General features: G+C 32.3%; 21 protein-coding genes. 15 read left to right on the forward strand and 6 right to left on the reverse strand.

The features are described 5' to 3' along the window. The first annotated feature begins 15 nt into the window (after positions 1-15). The gene (locus ACFS5M_RS14050; protein ID WP_183490145.1) at positions 16-396 is read left to right on the forward strand and encodes a hypothetical protein; all 381 of its coding nucleotides are present in this window, start codon (positions 16-18) and stop codon (positions 394-396) included. Here ACFS5M_RS14050 and ACFS5M_RS14055 read toward each other — a convergent pair. The 5 genes from ACFS5M_RS14055 to ACFS5M_RS14075 form a co-directional block, all read right to left on the reverse strand. Beyond that, positions 393-1,049: an N-6 DNA methylase gene (locus ACFS5M_RS14055; RefSeq protein ID WP_183490147.1), complete on the reverse strand. Its 657-nt coding sequence runs from the start codon at positions 1,047-1,049 to the stop codon at positions 393-395. The two genes, ACFS5M_RS14050 and ACFS5M_RS14055, sit on opposite strands and share 4 nt — an antisense overlap. Then, positions 1,042-1,419, reverse strand: coding sequence for an ArdC-like ssDNA-binding domain-containing protein (locus ACFS5M_RS14060; protein ID WP_183490150.1), 378 nt, complete (start codon positions 1,417-1,419; stop codon positions 1,042-1,044). The genes ACFS5M_RS14055 and ACFS5M_RS14060 overlap by 8 nt, the downstream gene beginning before the upstream one ends. A 13-nt stretch (positions 1,420-1,432) precedes the next feature. After that, the gene (locus tag ACFS5M_RS14065) at positions 1,433-1,888 is read right to left on the reverse strand and encodes a JAB domain-containing protein (protein ID WP_183490153.1); all 456 of its coding nucleotides are present in this window, start codon (positions 1,886-1,888) and stop codon (positions 1,433-1,435) included. Position 1,889: 1 nt separating this feature from the next. Continuing rightward, a complete protein-coding gene (locus ACFS5M_RS14070) occupies positions 1,890-2,114 on the reverse strand; it encodes a hypothetical protein (protein ID WP_183490155.1) in 225 nt (74 codons plus the stop codon). A gap of 64 nt (positions 2,115-2,178) precedes the next feature. Then, positions 2,179-2,604: a hypothetical protein gene (locus tag ACFS5M_RS14075; protein ID WP_183490158.1), complete on the reverse strand. Its 426-nt coding sequence runs from the start codon at positions 2,602-2,604 to the stop codon at positions 2,179-2,181. Between the two features lie 708 nt (positions 2,605-3,312). On the opposite strand from ACFS5M_RS14075, the gene ACFS5M_RS14080 reads away from it, so the two are divergent. The 14 genes from ACFS5M_RS14080 (at position 3,313) to ACFS5M_RS14145 (ending at position 18,212) form a co-directional block, all read left to right on the forward strand. Continuing rightward, the gene (locus ACFS5M_RS14080; protein ID WP_183490161.1) at positions 3,313-4,677 is read left to right on the forward strand and encodes a hypothetical protein; all 1,365 of its coding nucleotides are present in this window, start codon (positions 3,313-3,315) and stop codon (positions 4,675-4,677) included. Then, positions 4,677-5,702, forward strand: coding sequence for a DUF6712 family protein (locus tag ACFS5M_RS14085; RefSeq protein ID WP_183490164.1), 1,026 nt, complete (start codon positions 4,677-4,679; stop codon positions 5,700-5,702). The genes ACFS5M_RS14080 and ACFS5M_RS14085 overlap by 1 nt, the downstream gene beginning before the upstream one ends. A 13-nt stretch (positions 5,703-5,715) precedes the next feature. Beyond that, positions 5,716-6,006 carry a hypothetical protein gene (locus ACFS5M_RS14090; RefSeq protein ID WP_183490167.1) on the forward strand — a complete coding sequence of 97 codons (291 nt, stop codon included), beginning with the start codon at positions 5,716-5,718 and terminating at the stop codon, positions 6,004-6,006. Continuing rightward, positions 6,006-6,908 (forward strand): hypothetical protein, encoded by a 903-nt coding sequence (locus tag ACFS5M_RS14095; RefSeq protein WP_183490170.1) that lies wholly within the window; start codon positions 6,006-6,008, stop codon positions 6,906-6,908. The genes ACFS5M_RS14090 and ACFS5M_RS14095 overlap by 1 nt, the downstream gene beginning before the upstream one ends. Before the next feature lie 5 nt (positions 6,909-6,913). After that, the gene (locus ACFS5M_RS14100; RefSeq protein WP_183490173.1) at positions 6,914-7,366 is read left to right on the forward strand and encodes a hypothetical protein; all 453 of its coding nucleotides are present in this window, start codon (positions 6,914-6,916) and stop codon (positions 7,364-7,366) included. A 33-nt stretch (positions 7,367-7,399) separates the two neighbouring features. Continuing rightward, entirely contained in the window at positions 7,400-7,567 is a 168-nt protein-coding gene (locus tag ACFS5M_RS14105; RefSeq protein ID WP_183490176.1) for a hypothetical protein, read from the forward strand. Between the two features lies 1 nt (position 7,568). Beyond that, on the forward strand, positions 7,569-7,958 hold the full coding sequence (locus tag ACFS5M_RS14110) for a hypothetical protein (protein WP_183490179.1): 390 nt from the start codon (positions 7,569-7,571) through the stop codon (positions 7,956-7,958). A 357-nt stretch (positions 7,959-8,315) separates the two neighbouring features. Beyond that, positions 8,316-8,687, forward strand: a complete 372-nt coding sequence (locus ACFS5M_RS14115) for a hypothetical protein (protein ID WP_183490182.1) — start codon at positions 8,316-8,318, stop codon at positions 8,685-8,687. 255 nt (positions 8,688-8,942) lie between these two features. Then, the gene (locus ACFS5M_RS14120; RefSeq protein ID WP_183490184.1) at positions 8,943-9,248 is read left to right on the forward strand and encodes a hypothetical protein; all 306 of its coding nucleotides are present in this window, start codon (positions 8,943-8,945) and stop codon (positions 9,246-9,248) included. Beyond that, positions 9,230-9,382, forward strand: a complete 153-nt coding sequence (locus ACFS5M_RS14125; RefSeq protein ID WP_183490189.1) for a hypothetical protein — start codon at positions 9,230-9,232, stop codon at positions 9,380-9,382. Before ACFS5M_RS14120 ends, ACFS5M_RS14125 begins: the two co-directional genes overlap by 19 nt. Before the next feature lie 118 nt (positions 9,383-9,500). Then, positions 9,501-13,718 carry a phage tail tape measure protein gene (locus ACFS5M_RS14130; RefSeq protein WP_183490191.1) on the forward strand — a complete coding sequence of 1,406 codons (4,218 nt, stop codon included), beginning with the start codon at positions 9,501-9,503 and terminating at the stop codon, positions 13,716-13,718. A gap of 1 nt (position 13,719) precedes the next feature. After that, positions 13,720-14,118, forward strand: coding sequence for a hypothetical protein (locus ACFS5M_RS14135; protein WP_183490194.1), 399 nt, complete (start codon positions 13,720-13,722; stop codon positions 14,116-14,118). A 1-nt stretch (position 14,119) separates the two neighbouring features. Next, on the forward strand, positions 14,120-16,360 hold the full coding sequence (locus tag ACFS5M_RS14140; protein ID WP_183490197.1) for a hypothetical protein: 2,241 nt from the start codon (positions 14,120-14,122) through the stop codon (positions 16,358-16,360). Further along, positions 16,338-18,212, forward strand: a complete 1,875-nt coding sequence (locus ACFS5M_RS14145; protein WP_183490200.1) for a hypothetical protein — start codon at positions 16,338-16,340, stop codon at positions 18,210-18,212. The genes ACFS5M_RS14140 and ACFS5M_RS14145 overlap by 23 nt, the downstream gene beginning before the upstream one ends. Here ACFS5M_RS14145 and ACFS5M_RS14150 read toward each other — a convergent pair. After that, positions 18,209-19,393 carry a tyrosine-type recombinase/integrase gene (locus tag ACFS5M_RS14150; protein WP_183490203.1) on the reverse strand — a complete coding sequence of 395 codons (1,185 nt, stop codon included), beginning with the start codon at positions 19,391-19,393 and terminating at the stop codon, positions 18,209-18,211. The two genes, ACFS5M_RS14145 and ACFS5M_RS14150, sit on opposite strands and share 4 nt — an antisense overlap. Positions 19,394-19,446 lie beyond the last annotated feature (53 nt).

Genomic DNA, 19,446 nt, shown 5'->3' on the forward strand with positions numbered 1-19,446 from the left:
TAAATTTCATAAGTAATGAACAAGACATCAATTACATTACCAGAATATACAGAAGCACAATTAGAGTTTATGAGTAAGCAATGGTTAGAATTAGCAAGAAAACAGCCTAGATATGAGCTTACTACATTTTTTGATTTTATAATGAAAGAATTCTATAAAAAATGTAATATTAATTATGAGCTATTGCAGGATTTACAGGAAAAAGAAGATGCTATTTTAGCTTATGAAAATAATTGGTATGACACACATGATTTAGATTTTATAGAGTCTAATTTGGATGAATATAAAGCAGTTCTAGAAAAATATAAGTTTATACTCCTAGAGCCTGACACTTCATATAATGATTATGTGTTTAGTGAAGGACTTATAAAAATGAGAAACAAAAAAGCCGACTAATTGTCGGCTTTTGTTTTATAGATAAATGGTGTTTTGGTTTTATGCCAATCGTGGTTAATAATATAACTATTCCAGGGCTTATTATTTTGTAAGGTGTTCATGTGGTGCACTTCTCCTTTTAGGCCATGTATAGCCATATTAATACAGCACATTTTAACGCATACGTGGTCTACGTCTTGAGCTATATAATAATTTCCTTTACAAATTTTATTTGCAGCTAGCAAGGTTCTGCCACTTCCTGCAGCACAATCGTTAATATGGTTACCAAAGTCGTTTTCCTTTATGGTAAACTGCGCCATCATATCGCAAATTCCCTTAGGTGTAAAGAATTGGCCAAAACCTTGCTTTTTATAATTTCCTGCTAGTTCCTCGTAGTATTCGCCTAGAGGATCTATCCAATCTTCATCGCGTAGCGATTTTTCATAAATAATTAAAAGTGTTGCAAACATTTTGGTTAAATTATTTATTTCGTCTTCGTCGTATTTCCTTATGGTATCTAAATACCACTCCTCTTGTGTTTGTCTGGCTAGACAGCAAATGACAAGGGTTAGGAAATCGTCGAAGACGCGCGATGCGTCGTGTCTTCTTGCTATGAAAGAAAAGAGAGAGTTTAACTCTCTCAAATGTTGCGGCGTGTTTTGTGTTTTAAGCATCTTCTTTTTTTAGTGGTTCAACTTGTGCATTACTAAATAAATAAGCCAGACTAAAAAAACTGTATTCTTTGTCATCTTCTTGGCTATCTTTGTCTTTGGCTTTTCGTTTTTTGCTCCATATAAAAAATGCTTTTTCGCCTTTTTTAACTTTGTAGCCGAGTTTTTTCCATTGCCAAAAACCGTTAAATTCTTGGTGCGTTTTATTTGTTAACCAACTAATTAAAACACCGTTTACGGTTTCTTCTTCGGTTGCTCCTAGTTGTATTTGCTCTTTAGCATCAATGCTAATAGATTTTAGCAACTGTTTTTTTTGGTCTTTAGTGGTGCAATTTTGCATTGCTTCGTGTATTGTTGTTGTTGTTGTTGTCATAATTGATAAATTTTTATAGAATGTTTTCATCTGCAAAACTGAAATAACTGTTTTCGGTTAAAATGAGATGGTCTAAAATTTTTATATCGAAATAACCTAAAGCTTTTTTAACTTTCTGCGTTAAGTTTTTGTCTGCTTGGCTTGGGATAAGTGTTCCGCTTGGGTGGTTGTGAACTAAAATAACGCCTACTGAAAGCGATTCTAAAGCGATTTTAGCAAGTATTCTAATATCTACTAAAGTGCCTGTTATACCTCCTCTACTAATGTGTACGAAATCCTCAATAATATTAGAATTGTTTAAGCATACTATATAAAAATCCTCTAAAATAGAAATGGTATTACCATACATTTGACGGCTAAAAGCTTCTATATCTCGACTACAACTAATTTTAGTTTTTTCAATGGTTGAAGGCTCTCTAAATAGCGTTATTTTATTAACATTTGTTTTGTAAGGTCTGGATAAATTCATCTTAAAAAATATATTCGTTTAACTCGCTTTCTTGCTCGTGTTCTTCTGTGAATTTATCTGCTATGGCTTGCGCTTTATTAAATGCGCTTTTACATAATTCTTTAAAATAATTATAATCGTTATAATTAAAAACTTTTGAAAGCCCTCTATTATGTAAGATGCTTTTAACTTGCTCACTAATTTTAAAAGAATTACTTTTGTTTTTGTTGTTGGCTTGTGTTGTCATAAGTCATAAATTTTAAAAAAGCCTACTACCGCAAATAGTAGGCTTTTATCGTTGTTAGCTTTTTTTAAACTTGAAAGTTTAAAACTTCTTTTTCGGCTTTCTCTACTATTTGAGCAAATTCAGTTTCGACAAAACCTAAAATTTTATCTATAATAGCAGGATTGCGAAGCGTAAAACTGTAATTGCTTGCGCTTGAGAATTTCATTTGTGCGTTAGTGGTGTCATTTCCTGCCATGAAATGCGTTAATTCGTCATATTTTCCGCTAACTGCGTTAAACTTATCCGCTAAAATATTTAACGTTTCAAGTCTGTTTAGTCGACCTTTTGCAGTTGGTTTTAAAATCTCTTTAACGGTGGCTTTTGCAACATCTAATTTTACAACAGGTTCTTTTTTTAAAGTTGCTCCGTTTGTTTGTTGAGTTGCTTTTTTTGGTGCAACTGTTTTTTTTACATTTTTAGACGTTGTTGCGTCTTTCGTTTTTGTTGTCATAAGTGTATGATTTTTAATTAATTAACTTATATAAATATACAAAAAAAAGTCGTAATTATTACGACTTTAAAACATTTATTTGTTGTTTTTTCTTTTATTTAAAATCTCTCTAAATAGGACAAGTTTTTAAAAAAAAATATCAGAATATTGAGAAAATAAAAACAAAAAAAAATATAAATATCACGTTTATAGCGTTTTAACCTAGATTAAAAATCATGGTTAAAAGCGTGTAAAAGATTTCACTCCGTCCCGCTGAGAACTGTATATGCAATTACACACGCTTTAAACCTTAGATATATGACGTTGACACTTGCATCCAACAAGTTAACTCGCTGAAAGCAACCATATACTATATATCATTATGTAACAACATAATGTATGCTATAGAGCAGACACGGTGTTGTCGTGTCACAACAATAAGCGCCAACCATTATTATTATTGCACTATGAAAGTATACGAGGCTGTTAAACGAATGAGAGAGTTATCTAAGAATAATATTCCTTTTTCAATTACTTTCCTTACATGTAATACAACTAAGGAAGAGTCTAAAGGTGTTAGACATGTGCGCAAGTGTCTACTAAGAACAGGTTTGAATGAGCAGTATAGTGATAAGGCCAGGAGCCTAATAGGCTATGTAAACCTAGATACATCAGAGAATAAAACATTTTATATACCGCTTCTTTTGAGGTTTAATAATATAGATATAGATGAATGAAATAGAATTTTATAATCAGAATGCTATTGTAAATGTGGACGATGTGGCATTTACATTTGAGACAGCAGAAAATCCAAGAGAGTTTGATAAATACAAAACTGTTCAAGACACCCTAGATTGGACAAATCAAGAATATCAAATAGACAATTATAGAGTCTTTCCTTTTGGCACAAATAATGACTTAGATAAAGTTATTAAAGATGTAATCCAGAACAACTCTATATCACCAGGCATTTTAACAAAAAAAGGTCAATTACTTTGGGGTAAAGGACCTCAATTATATAAAGAAGAATTAGTTGATAATAATTTAGTAAGAACATGGGTTCAGGATAAACGTGTGCAAACGTGGTTGGAAAGTTGGGGTTATATAGATTATTTAGAAAAAATAAAAGAAGACTACTCTTATATCCAAGCCTGCTATACTAAATTCTATTTAGCTAAAGGCGCAAGAGTTGGTAAACCATCTATAGCTAAATTAGAACACGTATCACCAGGAGAAGGAAGATTAGCCACAGACATAGGTGCACGTTCATATAAACCAAAATACTGCATAGTAACAGACTGGAACTTTAAGCGTGTAGCCAGTGTTACAGATTACGATGTATATGCGTTATTCGATTTTCAAAAGCCCTTCGAGCATAGAAACGCTATTTTATATAGCAACAAATATAGTTTTTGCTCAGACTATTATACTGTACCAGACTTATATGGTTCATTAGAATGGATTCGTCGATCTACAGCAATTCCAATTATATTAAAAGCGCTTTCCAAAAACAGCATAAATTTAAAATACCATGTAATTTCACCAGCTAAGTTTTGGGATAAAGCAAAAGAAGAATTAGAAAAGAAAGCGACTACTTCAAAACCATATACAGATAAGCAATTATTAGATTATAAAAAGAATTATCTAAGAGAAATCTCAAAAGTGTTATCAGGAGCAGAGAACACAGGAAAGTTTTGGCATTCAATTAAATATGTAACTATTGAAGGTCATAAGATTTTTGAAGAAGGCTGGGAAATTAAAGAAATCAAACAAAACATTAAAGATTTTGTAACAGCACAAATTACAATAAGTAATCAGGCTAATAGAATGGTAGCGGCAGGTGTAGGTATGCATCCAGCATTAGGAGGCGCAGGAGAATCAGGAAGAGCAGATTCAGGAAGCGAACAGCTTTACGCATTAAAAAACTACTTGTTAACAGGTATAGACATTCCAGAGGCTATTGTAATGAAAGCAGTAAACTATGCGCTTAAAATTAACTTTCCAGAAAAAGAATTAAAATTAGGCTTTTATCATTTACCGCCACAAAAAGAGGAGGACGTAACCAGTAGTAAAAGAATTAAAAACCAAGAGTAATGAAATATCCTTTTAGCACGAATAGCACAGAATTTCAAAAGCAATATAAAGAAGCTCTAGGTTTCACAGATGCAGACATCCCACTACGCAAAATTAAACCAGATTTACGTAATGCTGCACAAGAGCTAATAGATCTTATAGGAAAATCGACTTACGATAGTTTAATTGCTAATACAGAGTTAAATATTGAAGGAGCAGAAGACGCATCAACACCATATCAGGATGAAGACATGACAGAAATATTTCGATATGCATTAGCTACTATGTCATATGCTATGTTTGCGCCATCAAACGACTTGGCTCATACTCCAAACGGAAGGCGTATGCGTTCTTCTGGAGACGAAAAGACACCGTTTGAACACATGATCGTAAGAAGCGATGATGTCCTTCAAAGACGCTCATTTAAAGCTGCAGATAGATTGCTTAATTATTTAGATCAAAATAGCGATACATGGAAAGATTCTGATGCATTTAAAGCGTCACATAAACTTTTTGTGCGTAACTTAAAAGACTATGAGCCTAGATATCAATTATCATCATCACTCCTTTTCTTAAAATTAAGACCAGGACTAGAGATGTGCGAAAACCGTAATATTCTTTCTAGAATAGGATCTACTGTGTTTGAGAGTCTTAAAGCTAAGGTGTTGTATTTTGCTAAAGAACCAGACGGAGAAGCTCAAGAGGCTATAACATTAAATGAAGCCAGAATGATAACTCTAATAAAAGACGCGTGTTGTTATTATGCTTTGTCTTGGGGTATTAAACGCTTACAAATAAACTTATTTCCTGAAGGGGTTCTTCAACCAGTAAGAGGTGATAGAGCAACAATACGAGGACGTTCAGTACCTCAGTTTTTAGAAGTAGATCAAGTATCAAATCTATTTTTAGAAGATTGCAATAAATCTTTAAAAGAGATCGAAGACCATTATAAGGTTATGTTTCCTCCTCCTGTAGTAGAAACATCAGAAACAGAATCAGAGGATCCTTATGGGTTTAATAAAAATGACAATTTCGTATCAACTTAAACTAAATATATAAATGAAACTAATAAAATGGATTATTAATTTTTTTAAAAAAATTAAGCGCAGATTTATTATCGCGAAAGCTTATGTTAAAATGCAAGGCGCTTTCAAAAAACAGTTAAGCGCAAGAAAAGCTTTAAGAAAAGATGTAAACTCTTTCCTAAAAGATTTTTTTGGTATAGATGCAAATTCAAAATATATCCCTAAAGATTATAAAAACAAAGAAGAGGTGCGAATAGCTGTAACTACAAAATTTGAAGAACGAATGAATAATTTAAATTTAAGTTATACCGACCTTTTTAAATAATGGAAACCGCCACTCACCATAGCATTTATATACCAGACAACAACATAACTAGGTTTGTACCAAAAGAACTCGCTCATTGTAATAAAGACGAATATAAGAGCGTGGTTAATTTGCTGTATTTATGGCAAACAGGATATTATAATTATGAAGAGTTTAGAGTACAAGCAATATGTTCAATCTTAAACATTGAAATAGATCAAAAACAAAAGGCTTCTAATAAAAATGAAGATCTTGATTTTTATGCTAATTTGTATCAAATATCAGAATTAATAGATACTTTTTTTAATAAAACTGAAGATGGAGACTTAGCTATAAAGCAAGATTTTGTTATAAATCATACGCCTTATGTGAGACCTGTTTTAAAGAAATATTTAGGACCACAAGCAAGGTTTATGAATGTATCGTTCGGACAATATGAAGACGGTTTAAATTTATTTCAAATGTATTTTCGAGCAAAGGATAAAAAGTATTTATATATGCTTATGGCTACTTTTTATTTAAAAAAGAATGAGATTTACAACAAACATCAGACAGAAAAAAGGATTACCCTTTTTAAAAATCATGTCGATTTTGGCCAAGTTTATGGTTTCTTTTTATTCTTTGGAGCTTTTCAAGAATATGTGTCATCTTCAAGAGTGTTATGGGAAAACAAGGTAATAGATTTATCTATACTATTTGAATCACAACCAGATGAAAAAGAACATAAAAGCGATATACCAGGATTAGGTTTTAAAAGTTTGGCGTTTCAGATAGCAGAAAGTGGTGTATTTGGAACACTAAGCGATTTACGTAAAGAAAACCTATGGGAAGTGCTTTTAAGGCTTTACGATATACGTAAACGTGATTTAGATGCTTTAGCAGAAGCAAAAGCAGCAGAGATTAAAGCTAAACAAGAAAACTAATTATTATGGGAAAAATCAATTGGTTCAGAAGCTATTTGGCAGGGCTTAAACAAGAGTTTTCAGAAATTAATAGCCAACGCTTATTAATAGATAAATCGGCCTTAACGAAGTATTTAGAAGCGCATCAGTCAGACAATAATTTATTATTAGTAGGTATTATGCCAGACTTTGGAGGAAAAGGGTTAAATGCAGACGAATTTAAACTAACTAATATTACTCAGCTCATGGTTTTAAAGAAAACAACGTTTTCAGAAATCAACCATGAAGAATTCTTAGATATTTTTGAAGAAACGTATTTGGTTATTGAAAAAATTTTAGAATATATATTAAATTCTAGTCGTGAAGGATGTACTGAGCTTAGGTTTTTAAATACTCAAAATATAAAATTAGTACCTGTTTGGAATTTAAGCAGCTGTAATGGTTGGAAAATTATGCTAGATTTTGATATGTTTGTATAAAGTCGTACATTGTGCGACCAACAAACAATTAAAATGAAAGAATCTGACATAGACAATGCTTTAGAAGAAATATTTAAATCCTCATCTTTAAAATCTGAATTAGGGTTAGATAAAAACAAAGTTTATAATTTACGAAACCGAAATAGAATTGAACAAAAACTAAAAGTGTTGTTCGATGCTGGTTATTTAAAACTAAAATAAATTGGACGTTCTAGACTCACGAAGTAAATACAATCCTCAAGATCTCCTAGAGCAACGTTTTATTTCAGAAGTTCTACGTGAAGAACTTCAAGAGCTTGATCAAAGACAAACAAGTCTTATGTCTTCAAGAGGTTTCAAAACTTCCGATTTTTATTCAGAAAGAGGGTTTACTGTTAATGATAATGTAGGTACTTATACGCATCCATTAGAATTGCGGTTTACAGATATGAAAACGCGAAAAACTTCAACAGGAAAAATAAAAAAGAAATCACACGCAGTCCACAATAAGCCTCTTTATGGTATGTTAAACAATATTGTCTTTCGTTTAAGCGTTGAATATACTCAAAGAATGAAAAGCATGTTGGCTCAAAAATATAATATACATTTATAGCAGTTCCCTAACCCAAATCTTTACTTAACTAATTATTAACAGGCTGTCACGCTTTTTTTAGTTTACTTTAAAGATGTTTTAATAGCAAATTCTCCCAATTTGTTTAATCCAAAAACCTTTAAAGCATGCAAAAATGGAAGGAAGATCTTCTAGAAATTAACACGTCTAGTAACCACAAAAAAACAATTAAAACAGTGTTAGAGGCTTTTCTAACAAGCGACTATGCAAACTGTAAAACCCGTCGAACAGAAGCGATCGTTTTTTTTAATCACATTCAAAAAATTTTTTAATCCCTAAACTAAAGCCTGTTAATGCAGGTTTTTTTATATTTATATCCTAACCTTTAAATTATTTATTATGAAGAAATGGAAAATAATATCACTTGTAATATTAGTTATTGCTCTTTTAGTCTCTAATGTTTCAGAATCAGAATTTCAAAACAAGGTAGATAATAGCAGAGAACCTTTAACTGAATTCTACATGGCGAGAACATTCAAGCATGCTTCTCCAATAATTAAATCTAGTAAAGGTTATTTCTCACCAGTGTTTGATTTATCTTTTACCAATTTAGGCTTATTTTCAATTGCTAACTTAAATTCTGGATGGATGGGCACTCTTAGAATAGACGGAAAACGTTTAGATAGATTGGTTGACAAGCAAACTCATAATATTTATCTTATAATATTTGGTAAATATATTAGATTAAGTAGTAGTCAAAATTTTGAATAATTCACTCCTTGTAAATATTAACATCTAATTAATTCACTACAAGTGAATTATCATTATTTTTACATGTGCAAACGCATATTGTATTAATAATTTTTTTATGTTTGCTTTGTCAAAACAGCTAGGAGAAATCCGAAACTATATTTTATTAACGATAGAAGCTTATCTATGGTGCTCTGAAGGAAACGAAAGAGAATCCAGTCCTAGACTGTTTTGACACATCTAAGGGTAAGCTTCGCTTTTAATATATTTTCGATTATGTCAAAAGAAAATTCAAACACAGAAAAGCAACCAAAAAACACGTTGCAATTAGCCAACACTTTATTAACTTGGGGAGACACCGTTTACCAGTGGGAGCCTAAAAAAATTAAAGATTCTCTTAACGAGATGAAATCTGCTTATTTAGATTCCTCTCTAGCAGATAACAAACAAGATAGGCGCGACACCTTGTTTCATCATTCGCTCTTAGAACGCTTACTGGACGAATTAATAACATTCAAGCCAGAGCATTTCGAAGATTTACCAACTCTTAAAATCCAAGAGCCATGTACCGAAACAGCATAGACGTTATTAGTATAGAAGGCATCCACGTAGACGAAGGCAGTTTATGGAAACTTCAAGACAATTTACTTGTTTTAGAAGACGATGATCAATTCGTCACGCATGATTTAACTAAAGATTTTACTTTAGATGAATAGCCTTTTTTTAAAACAATTACAAAATCAACCTATAGGTTGATTTTTTTTTGCACTTTCTGTCATGTCACAACTATAACCATTTCCTCGATTTACATTGCTATAAATTAATTACTTAATTATGGCCGGTAAGTTAACTCGCGAAAAACTTCAAGTAGATGTTGTTATAAATGGCAATCAAGCGCAAGCAGAACTGTTTAAGCTTGAAAAGCGCCAACGCGAATTAAAAACAACAAATAAGGAATTATATGCAGAAAGAGCTAAATTAATAGCTCAAGGGAAGAAAACAACCCAAGAGTATAAAAACCTTACATCGGAAATTAAAAAAAATAATGCAGAATTAAAAAGTAATAAGCTAGAAATCTCTGCATTACAAAATAAGATAGGTATTACTGGTCTTTCAATGCGTCAACTTAGGCAAAGAGCCGCAGAGCTTCGTGTATCATTAAACAATATGATACCTGGATCTGGGAAATACAAAAAGCTTCAAGCAGATTTAAAATTAGTTAATACTCAGTTACAAAAATTATCTATTAATTCTAGAGCTTCAGAATCAAGTCTATCAAAAGTAGCTAATAGCTTTAATAAATATGCAGCTTTAGGCGCTTCAATTATAGCTACAGGAACTGGCGTTGTGTTAACATTACAAAAAATGATAGACTACAACGGTAAGTTGTCAGACGCGCAGAGTGATGTTCAAAAAACAACGGGGATGACTAAGAATGAAGTTGATGATTTAACGAAATCATTCGGACTTCTAAAAACACGAACGCAGCGAATTGATTTACTAAAAATTGCTGAAGAAGGTGGTCGTGTTGGTATTGTTAAAGAAGAAATTTCAGATTTTGTAGAGGTAATGAATAAGGCTACAGTGGCTTTAGGCGATTCGTTTCCTGGAGGCGTTGAAGAGGTTGCAAGTAAATTAGGGATTCTTAAAAACTTATTTAAAGAAACTAAAGATTTAGATGTAGACTTGGCCTTTAATGCGATTGGTTCTTCTATTAATGATTTAGGTGCAGCAGGAAATGCAACCGAAGATAATTTAGCAGAATTTGCTGCAAGAGTTGGATCATTACCTGAAGCGTTAAAACCTACAGTTGGAGAAGCGTTAGCATTAGGGGCTGCGTTTGAAGAGTCAGGTATTAAGGCTGAAATATCTTCTAGAGCGTATGGTATTGTGCTTAGTCAAGTAACAAACAATACAGATAAGTTTGCTAAGGTTATGGGGATCACCCAAAAAGAAGTTAAAGATTTAGTAAACACTAATCCCTTAGAGTTTTTCCTTCAGTTCTCTAAAGGATTAAAAGGAATGGATGCTACAGATATTGGTGAAACTCTTAAATTTTTAGGTGTTAGCTCAACTGGAGCGACTAAAGTAATAGGAGCTGCTGCAAACAATCAAGAACGTTTTAGAAGAACCATAGAATTATCAAATAAATCATTGGTTGATGCAACATCATTAACTACAGAGTATGATATTAAAAATAATAATTTAGCGGCAACTATTGCTAAAGTACAAAAACGATTAATAGGTGCGTTTTCATCAGAATCAGTTATAAATGGACTTAATAATTTTATAGAATGGTTTGCTAAATTTATTGGAGCAAGTGAAGATGCAGATGGTAAAGTAACGAAATTTAGAAATAGATTAGTTGCTCTACTTAAAGCTGTTATTATTATAACAGCAGCTGTAATATCTTATAATACAGCTATTAAGTTAGCTGCTTTATGGACTGGGACTTTAGATAAAACAACAAGGCTATATATATTAACCCAGAAAGCAGCAACGGTAGCAACAACCGCGTTACGTGCTATCACTTTATTATTATCAGCTGGATTTAATTTAGTAACACTTAATCTTACAAGAGCTAGAGCTGCTATGGCTCTATTTAATAGGACTTTAATGTTAAGTCCAATTGGTTTAGTGGTTGGCTTAATAACAGCTGCTGCAGGAGCGTATTTATTATTTTCAGAAAATTCTAAAAAAGCGCTAACGTCTCAGTCGTTATTTAATAGCGCATTAAAAGAAGCTGAAAGCGTTACAGCTGAAACCATTACACAGAAAAAATTATTATTAGATGTTGCTAGAGACGAAACATTGTCTATGCAACAACGCCAGGAAGCTGTTGATGAGTTAAACAGAACGGTTCCAGAATACAATAATAATCTAACCATAGAATCAGCTAATACATTAGCAGCAAAGGACGCTTTAAACAAACATATTGAGGCTTTAAAACAAAATGCAATTTCGCATGTGTTGTTAGAGCGTATTAAAAAGAAAGCTGTAGAACTTGCAGATCAAGAAAACTCAAGTCTTCAAGACAACATAAAATGGTATGAGCAATTATGGAATCAAATGAAGTCTGGACCTTCTGCAATAGCGGCGATATCAAAAAACACAGAAACAGCGATAAAAAACAAACAAGACTCTATTAATACAACTAAAGAAGAAATTGCAGCTCTTGAAGAATTATATAAAACGCAATTAAAAAACAATCCTACAGCTCCAATTTCTCCTGATGCTAACCCCTTGCCTACATCAAGTCCTGGAAATCTCAATACGTCAGGAGGTTCATCTAAAATAAAGCTACCTAAAGGTAGTGCTGCTGGGCTATTAAGTGCTCAACAAGCGGCAGAAAATGCAAGAATTGCACTAATACAGGATGCCTTTGTTCGAGAAATGGCGCAGAACGATGCTAATCACAAATTTAAACTTCAAAAATTACAGCAACAATTAGTGGCTGAAAAGGAGTTAAAAATATTAGATAAACAAATTGATGTGGCCAGAGCTAAAGGCACAACAGAAGGCGATAATGAAGCAAGTGTTTTAGAGCAGGTTAAATTAGAATGGGTAGAGAAAAACAAAGCTATTAATGAAAGTATCGAGTACGAAAACAGCATGCACGAGCTGCGTAAAGGTGTTATTATAGAAAAAGGTTATTCAGACGACATAAAAACAAGTGAAGAAGCTTATAAGCGCGAAAAGGTTATTAGAGAGCAGCAGTTTTTAAAAAACCTAAATAGCATTAAGAAGCTTCAAGATGCAAAAAACAAATTACGAGGTTTTATAAGCAATGAAGAACTTGAAAAGCTTAAAACACTAGACGCAGCTAAAAAAGCACTCCAAGAACAATTTGATAAGGAAGAGCTTGTTAAACAGAAAGAGCATTTAGATGCGTTAGTGGCACAGCTAACCTCCTTTATGGAGTCAGGTAAGTTTGAAGGCTTTGATCTTACGCTTTTAACTCCAGAGCAACAGTCTGAATTTGAAGCTCAAGTTGAAACGCTTAAATTAAAAATTCAAGAATTAGTAGCGGCTAAAAACAGCCTTTCCGGAGGAGGAGAAGACGAAGATGATGATGGTTCAGGTAAACTAGATTTAGGTGAAGCTGGAGAAATGGATGTTCTTGGGTTTACCGCAGATCAATGGCTTACTACTTTTCAGAATATAGAAGATTTAGGAGGAGCTATAGGTGTTGCTAGTATGGGAGTACAGGCTTTTATGAATGCTTGGGCTAAATATCATGAATTTGTTAGTGCTAAAGAAGATAAAGCACTTAGAAAATTTGAAGCAGCTACTGAAAGAAAAAAGATTAAGCAAAAAAACCTTTTAGACTCTGGTTTAATTAATAGACGTCAATACGATGCGGCTATTAAAGCTTTAGAAGAAGAACAAGATAAGCGTAAAGCTGAATTAGAATATAAACAAGCGAAACGCGCTTGGCAAATGCAATTGTTAAATGCAATTGCTGGAGCCGCTATGGCAACTATAAATGGTTTTAATTCAACACCTTTTTTACCTGTTGGTTTAATAATGGGTGCTTTAGCAGCAACACTAGGTACTATTCAGGTTGGTATCATAGCAAAAAACAAGCCAGTAAAGGGATATCAAAAAGGACTTTATAATATTACTAGAGAACAGGATGGAAAACAATTTAATGCAGCTTATGGCGGTTTTTCTAGATCAGGTTTAGTAGACGAACCAACAGTATTTTTAGCTGGAGAGCAAGGAAAAAAATCACCAGAACTTATTATTAATGGAGAAGATTTGAAACAGTTTAATCCAGATTTAAAAAATAGTTTATATCGTGAGATTGGCAGGGTTAAAGGATATGAAGATGGAATATATAAGTCTAATCCTCAGCAAGAGGAATCTTCTAGTTTTAATAACACAGTTAATACAGAGCTTTTACATGTAATTAAAAAAAACACAGATCTCTTACAGTATATTATTGATCATGGTATTGAAGCGTACTTGGAAAGAAATTACCAAAACGCAAAAAAAATAAGGGATGATATAAAGGCATTAGAAAAAATAGAAAATAAATCAAAACGATAGTATGGCTTATAATAATTTTTCAGTTCAAGAAGTTTTTAAAAATAAACTGCTAAATGTAGTTTGTAATAATATATTAGAGCAACTCACTTTAAAGTATGAAACAGAAGTGCCTACCTCTTTTTGTTTAACGGGAACTGTGGCTAAAATCATAAATGGAGCCTCAGCAACACCTGTAAAAGTAGTTCCTTTTATAACAGATGATTTAAAAAAGTTTAATTTTTTCGGAAATGAAATAGCAAAATATTTAGGAGCTTCTGCGGTTAAGTTTTCAGACAGAATTCAAATGACATATAAAGGTATTTTTTTAGAATGTTGGCTAACAGATGATTTAGGAACTATAAATACAGTTGACACAATACAGGTACAAGACTCATCAGATGTACCTTTAAACATAAATTAAAATGGCGTATAATATTGAGTTACATAGCGAACCGGAATTTTCATCAAGTTCAGTAAGTAGGCCGCCAAGCGCAGACTGGGAGTTCTCACCTTCTCCACCATATACAATGAATTATGAAATAGGTGACGCAGATCCTTCAAATTTCGAAATTGATACAATCATACATGATTATATTACTTCTTATGCGGATTCAGATTATGTTAGTTTCAAAATTAAAACAAGTTCTTTAGTTACTTTAGGAGGTGAAGCATATGAAGGCTTAATGGAATTAGAAGGTGAAATTCAAGACGCTCAACCAACCGGTTACGTATTATCAGAAGAGAATTTAGAAGTGACAAATGAAGTTGCTTTCACAAATTTATTTTTAGCGCTTCCTGGATTATATAATTTTAAAATTGGTTTCTTGGTTTACGGAGTGTTAGAGGATGATAGCGAAGAACTGTTAGATACTAAAATTTATTTTTTTAGATTATTAATATCAGGAGAAACACCGTCTGAGTCTGTTGTATTATCTCCAGAAAGTTTAAATTTTGAACATATTGTTGGCGAATCATTACCAGCATCTCAAACTTTTAATATTTCGGCTACAGGAACTTTTATAATTGGTGTTGTTGATCGCTTTGCGCTTTCTGGCGGTAATTTAGTGTTTCAAGAAACTGTTGATGGCATATCAAAATACCAAGGCTCAGATTCTCAAACAGTAAATATAACTTTAGCAATAACTATAGAGTTAGAGCCTATCGGATATTATACTGGTTTTGCATATGGTTATAATGCAGCAATTTCAGAGTGGCTCCCTTTAGATCTGTATGTTCAATTGTATGAAACCTCCACAGCATTATTAACTCCAACATTTTTAGAGTTTTCTGCTATAAAAAACATAAGAGAAGCTGAAGCTCAATCTGTAGAAGTAAATGGACCTGGAACAATAACGTTTGCTCATCCTACATGGATAATCTGTGAAGTAATATATGATGGATTTTTAAAATCTGTGTCCATCAAACCTATTAATAGTGACGATTTAACGGCAGGAACTTATGAAGGCGTTGTTACTTTAACTTTATTAGGTGTAGATTATGAAATAGAAATTTTACACAATGTTTACGAAAATGTTGTTTTAGGATTGTCAGAAGACTCTATAAATTTCACTAAAGACCATGATACAATATCAACATTTTATGAGTCTGTTGATTTTCAAGTTCAAATAAGCTTAGATATTACATATTATAATTACAAATATAGAGTTTCAAATTCTAGGGTGTTAGAATATTTAATGGGTTTATTTGCTTCTAAAGCAACGTTTTTTATAGGTGAAGTTCTAGATAATATTATGAAAGAATTGTTAAGCGTGTCGCTTATAGATATGGAAACCTTAGCCAACACTACGGTTGCAGATGAAACCGCTTATTTTAGAACTTATTATGCGCCTTGTGAAGTAGATTTAGGCATCAGTTTTTTACACAAGAGTAATCCTGAATTAAATCATGTAGTGAATTATACAGATTTAAAATTTATTTCTGGTAGAAAGCCAAAAAGAATGTTTACAGACGCTATTTTATTAAATTATTACGGAGAAGATCTTCGGGTAACGCCTAGTAGTTATGCCATGTTTAATTTTTATAAAGAGTCTAATCACAGGTTGAGAGTATATAAAAACGGTGAGTTTGAATATAATATTAATCATGCTCCTGGTTATAATAGGCTGTTTGGGTATCGTCATAAGTTTAATACTTATAGTCCTGGTGATGTGGTTGAAATAAGATTATATAAAGATTATGAAGGCTTTGCCACTACTTCGTGGTTCGATGATTCGGCTAATTACTTGTCTCAAATATATCGTGTTTTCCCTGAAAGTAATCAAAGCTTTCATGTTGCATGGGAAAACGAACACAGAGTGCTTGAAATCATGGAGTTTACAGGAGAATTTAAATTACCTTTAGAATATGATAACACCACAGTGAAAAGCTATCAGGACTTTTTAGAAAAGCTTAAAAAAGTGGATGTAAAAAGGACTCAAAATATGTTTATTAATACCGGCTTTATTTTAAAAGAAAATGTAAAGCGTATAGATGGTTTGCTTTCTGCAAAACGTGCATGGATTTTATCTGATTCTTCAGACAGTGTTGTGGAATTAATACCGGTTAATAAAAAATTTGAAAATGTAGATTCTACATTAGAAATATATGAGCTTACTGTTGAATTTAACATAAACTTAAATAATGATTCTGAAATTCATACATAGTGCATTTGAGCTAGACTTATCAGGCTACAAAGTTATTGTTAATGAAGAAAACAGTTGGTTTTCTGACCGCTTTGTAACACGATATACGTTTCCTATAGAGCTAACCCTAACACCAGAATTAAACGTGGTGTTTGGCGACATTCTTAGAGGAACCAGTCTGAGTATTGAAACATATTTTGTTGGCGATTTGTATTATAATGGCAAAGTACATGAAGCTATTTTAGAAATAGAAGAAGATAAAGGTCTAGACATATCTATTACTATTAAATTTGGATTAGAAGAAATTCCAAATTATAATAAAAAATTAAAAGAATTACCATTAGAAACGGTTGATCTTTCTGAAACCACAATTTATGCACACGCAGAAACTATTATAATCCAATCTTATCCTGCAGTGAATTATAATTTTGTGCAAGTTCACACAAATAAGTATGATACAGAATCAGAGCAATGGGCGTATTTTGAAGGAGTTATAAACAAAAGAGTTGATGGTGCGTTTTTAGAAAACACATTTAATGAAGAAGAGAGCATTTCTGAAAACAGAAACATTATGCAACCACAACCCTATTTAATGCATGTAATAAAAACCGCAGTTGAAGATGCGGGTTATGAACTTGCGGGAACATTTAAAGACGATCCTGATTTTAAACAAGCGCTTTTTAGCGAAATGAGCTTGTATTATTCTGCTATAAATGCGAACTCTCAAGAGTTGTTCTTTGGTATGCAAGATTTTACTAGCGAAGATGACGGTCCTTATTTGCATCCCTGGTTTGTTGGCTCTTTTGGTCCGTACAAATATGGTCATTATAGTGAAACTATTACGCTGACTGATCATGGAAGATATAAAATAGCAGGAAATTTAATTAGGAGACGAATTGGACCTGCCTACATAGGTATAAAGTTTAATGGCGAAATCATTTTGAATTACGAAAGAACTTCTTATTCTAGGATAAGAGTAAGACACCATCAAATAGACTTAAATGTAGATTTTAATGGAGGTTCTGGAGTTATAGAGGTGTTTAGTTATCAGCTTAGTAGATATATTGATGATGAAGGAGAGTCTATTACGGAAGAAAGTATCGCGGATTTAACCATAAGCCAAATAGCCAAATATGATGAGTCAGGAGATTTAATTACAACTTTAGTTGCTGCAGAAGACATTGTGCTTACAGAATGTGTTCCAGATATTACTTTTGGAGAGCTTATGACAATGTTGAAAAATTGGAAGAATATTGATATAGAGATTATTGATAATCAATTTTATATTAACAGCGTTGTAGATAAATTGTTATCATCCGAAGTGATTAACCTAGAGCCTTATGAAGTAAATGCGCCTTTACGCTCACATTCAAAAGGAGATTCATTCTTGTTACAATTTAAAGAAATTAATTCTGAAATATACACTTACACTAAGGTGTTTATAGATCAATATGGAGCGTTGTTAGATGGGTTTGTTACGAATGATGACACAACCGAAATAACCATTAACGGACTTCCCTTGCCTATTGCGACTATAAACAATATTACTACAGCAGATCATTTTTTAGACGATAAAACAACGGTAAAATTAATTTTATTTGATGGTTCTACATCAGAAAATTTAGCGCAATCTAACGAAAGGCTATTGTTGCCAAGCGTGTTCTATGAAGATCATGAAAAGTGGTTAGAGTTAAGAATAATTTCTAAACTTACCAATTGGCAATTTTTAATGACTGAAGAGGATGCGTTAGAATTAAAATTAAAAAATCATGCATATGCTTATAAGCAATATCAGATAATTAAGTCTTTTACAAAAGAGCTCGTTAAAAACGGCTTGTGGTCTGTAGAAATAAATTTAAAAGCCTTGTCTTAAAACATGTTATCCATTAAATCTGCTTCAGCATTTTTTTCTAACTCAGCTAAATGCACGTATACCATAGTTTCGCGAACGTCGCTATGGTTCATTAATATCTGAAGCTTGGTAACATCACCACCCAGCAATATGTAATTAGTGCCGAAGGTGTGTCTAGACATATGGTAATCTACACGTTTGGATATTTGGAACCAGGCGCAAATTTCTTTTATTACGGTTCGTATATGGCTAGCTGAATATTTTTCAATAAACAAGTCTTTATTGTGGTTAACAATTTTTATCGCTTTGCGATTTAACTTAATAACTTGTAGTTTTCCTGTTTTTACGTGAGTAAATTGAAATTTACCAGACTCAATAGTGTGTCGGCCCTGTGCGAGCACATCAGAAGATCTTAAACCTGTAAAACAACTAAAAAGGAAATAGCCTAAACATAGCTTTTGGTTTTTTGGAATGTGATTTGAAAAATAATAGTCGTACAAAATTTTAACTTCATCACTATTCAGATAACTTTTTTGTCCTTGAGTAGATCCTGAAACAACATTATCTAAATCTACAGGAAGTTTTACTCCAGCTTTAACAGCGTATCGTAAATATTTTTTAATTATTTTAATGTTACCATTTCTAGTGGCTTTATTATTACCAAGATTGGCCAGGTGATGTCTATAGTTTACAAAAAACATTTCGTTAATATCATAAAATAGTATTTCGTTTTGATATTCCTCCAATTTTTTCAGTATAGATTGTTCTTTAGCGTAAGTACTGCTTTTAATTGTTGATTTTCTTTCTTCTAATATAGCCTGACTATATTTAACAAAATTCGTTTTAGGCATATCGTTATTAAATTCAAACAAAAAACGATCAATAGTTAAAGGTTTAGAGGAGAGCCTATAGAATTTTTTTATTTTGGTAATTTTAGACCAAACAATATCTAAAAAGAGGTTTAAGTCTTGAGCGTCGGCATCATTTCCTTTAACACGCATCTTTTCGTTGTTCCAGGATTTAGGACTCACATATATGTCCAGAGGAATTCTTTCTCTTCTTTTATTTGCACAAACGTGTAAGTAAACTAAGGATAATCCATCTTTGTTAATGTAATTTCTTTTTTTAAATTTAAAGGTCATTGGCACAAACATTTTTCTTGTGTCAATTCCTGTGTCAAAAATCCCAAATAATTTCTGCATAGTACTGAAGTTTAAAGATTAAGTATAAAAGGCTTGTGTAACAAGCCTTTATA

The sequence above is a fragment of the Lacinutrix iliipiscaria genome, from assembly GCF_042686125.1.
Taxonomy (GTDB): Bacteria; Bacteroidota; Bacteroidia; order Flavobacteriales; family Flavobacteriaceae; genus Oceanihabitans; species Oceanihabitans iliipiscarium.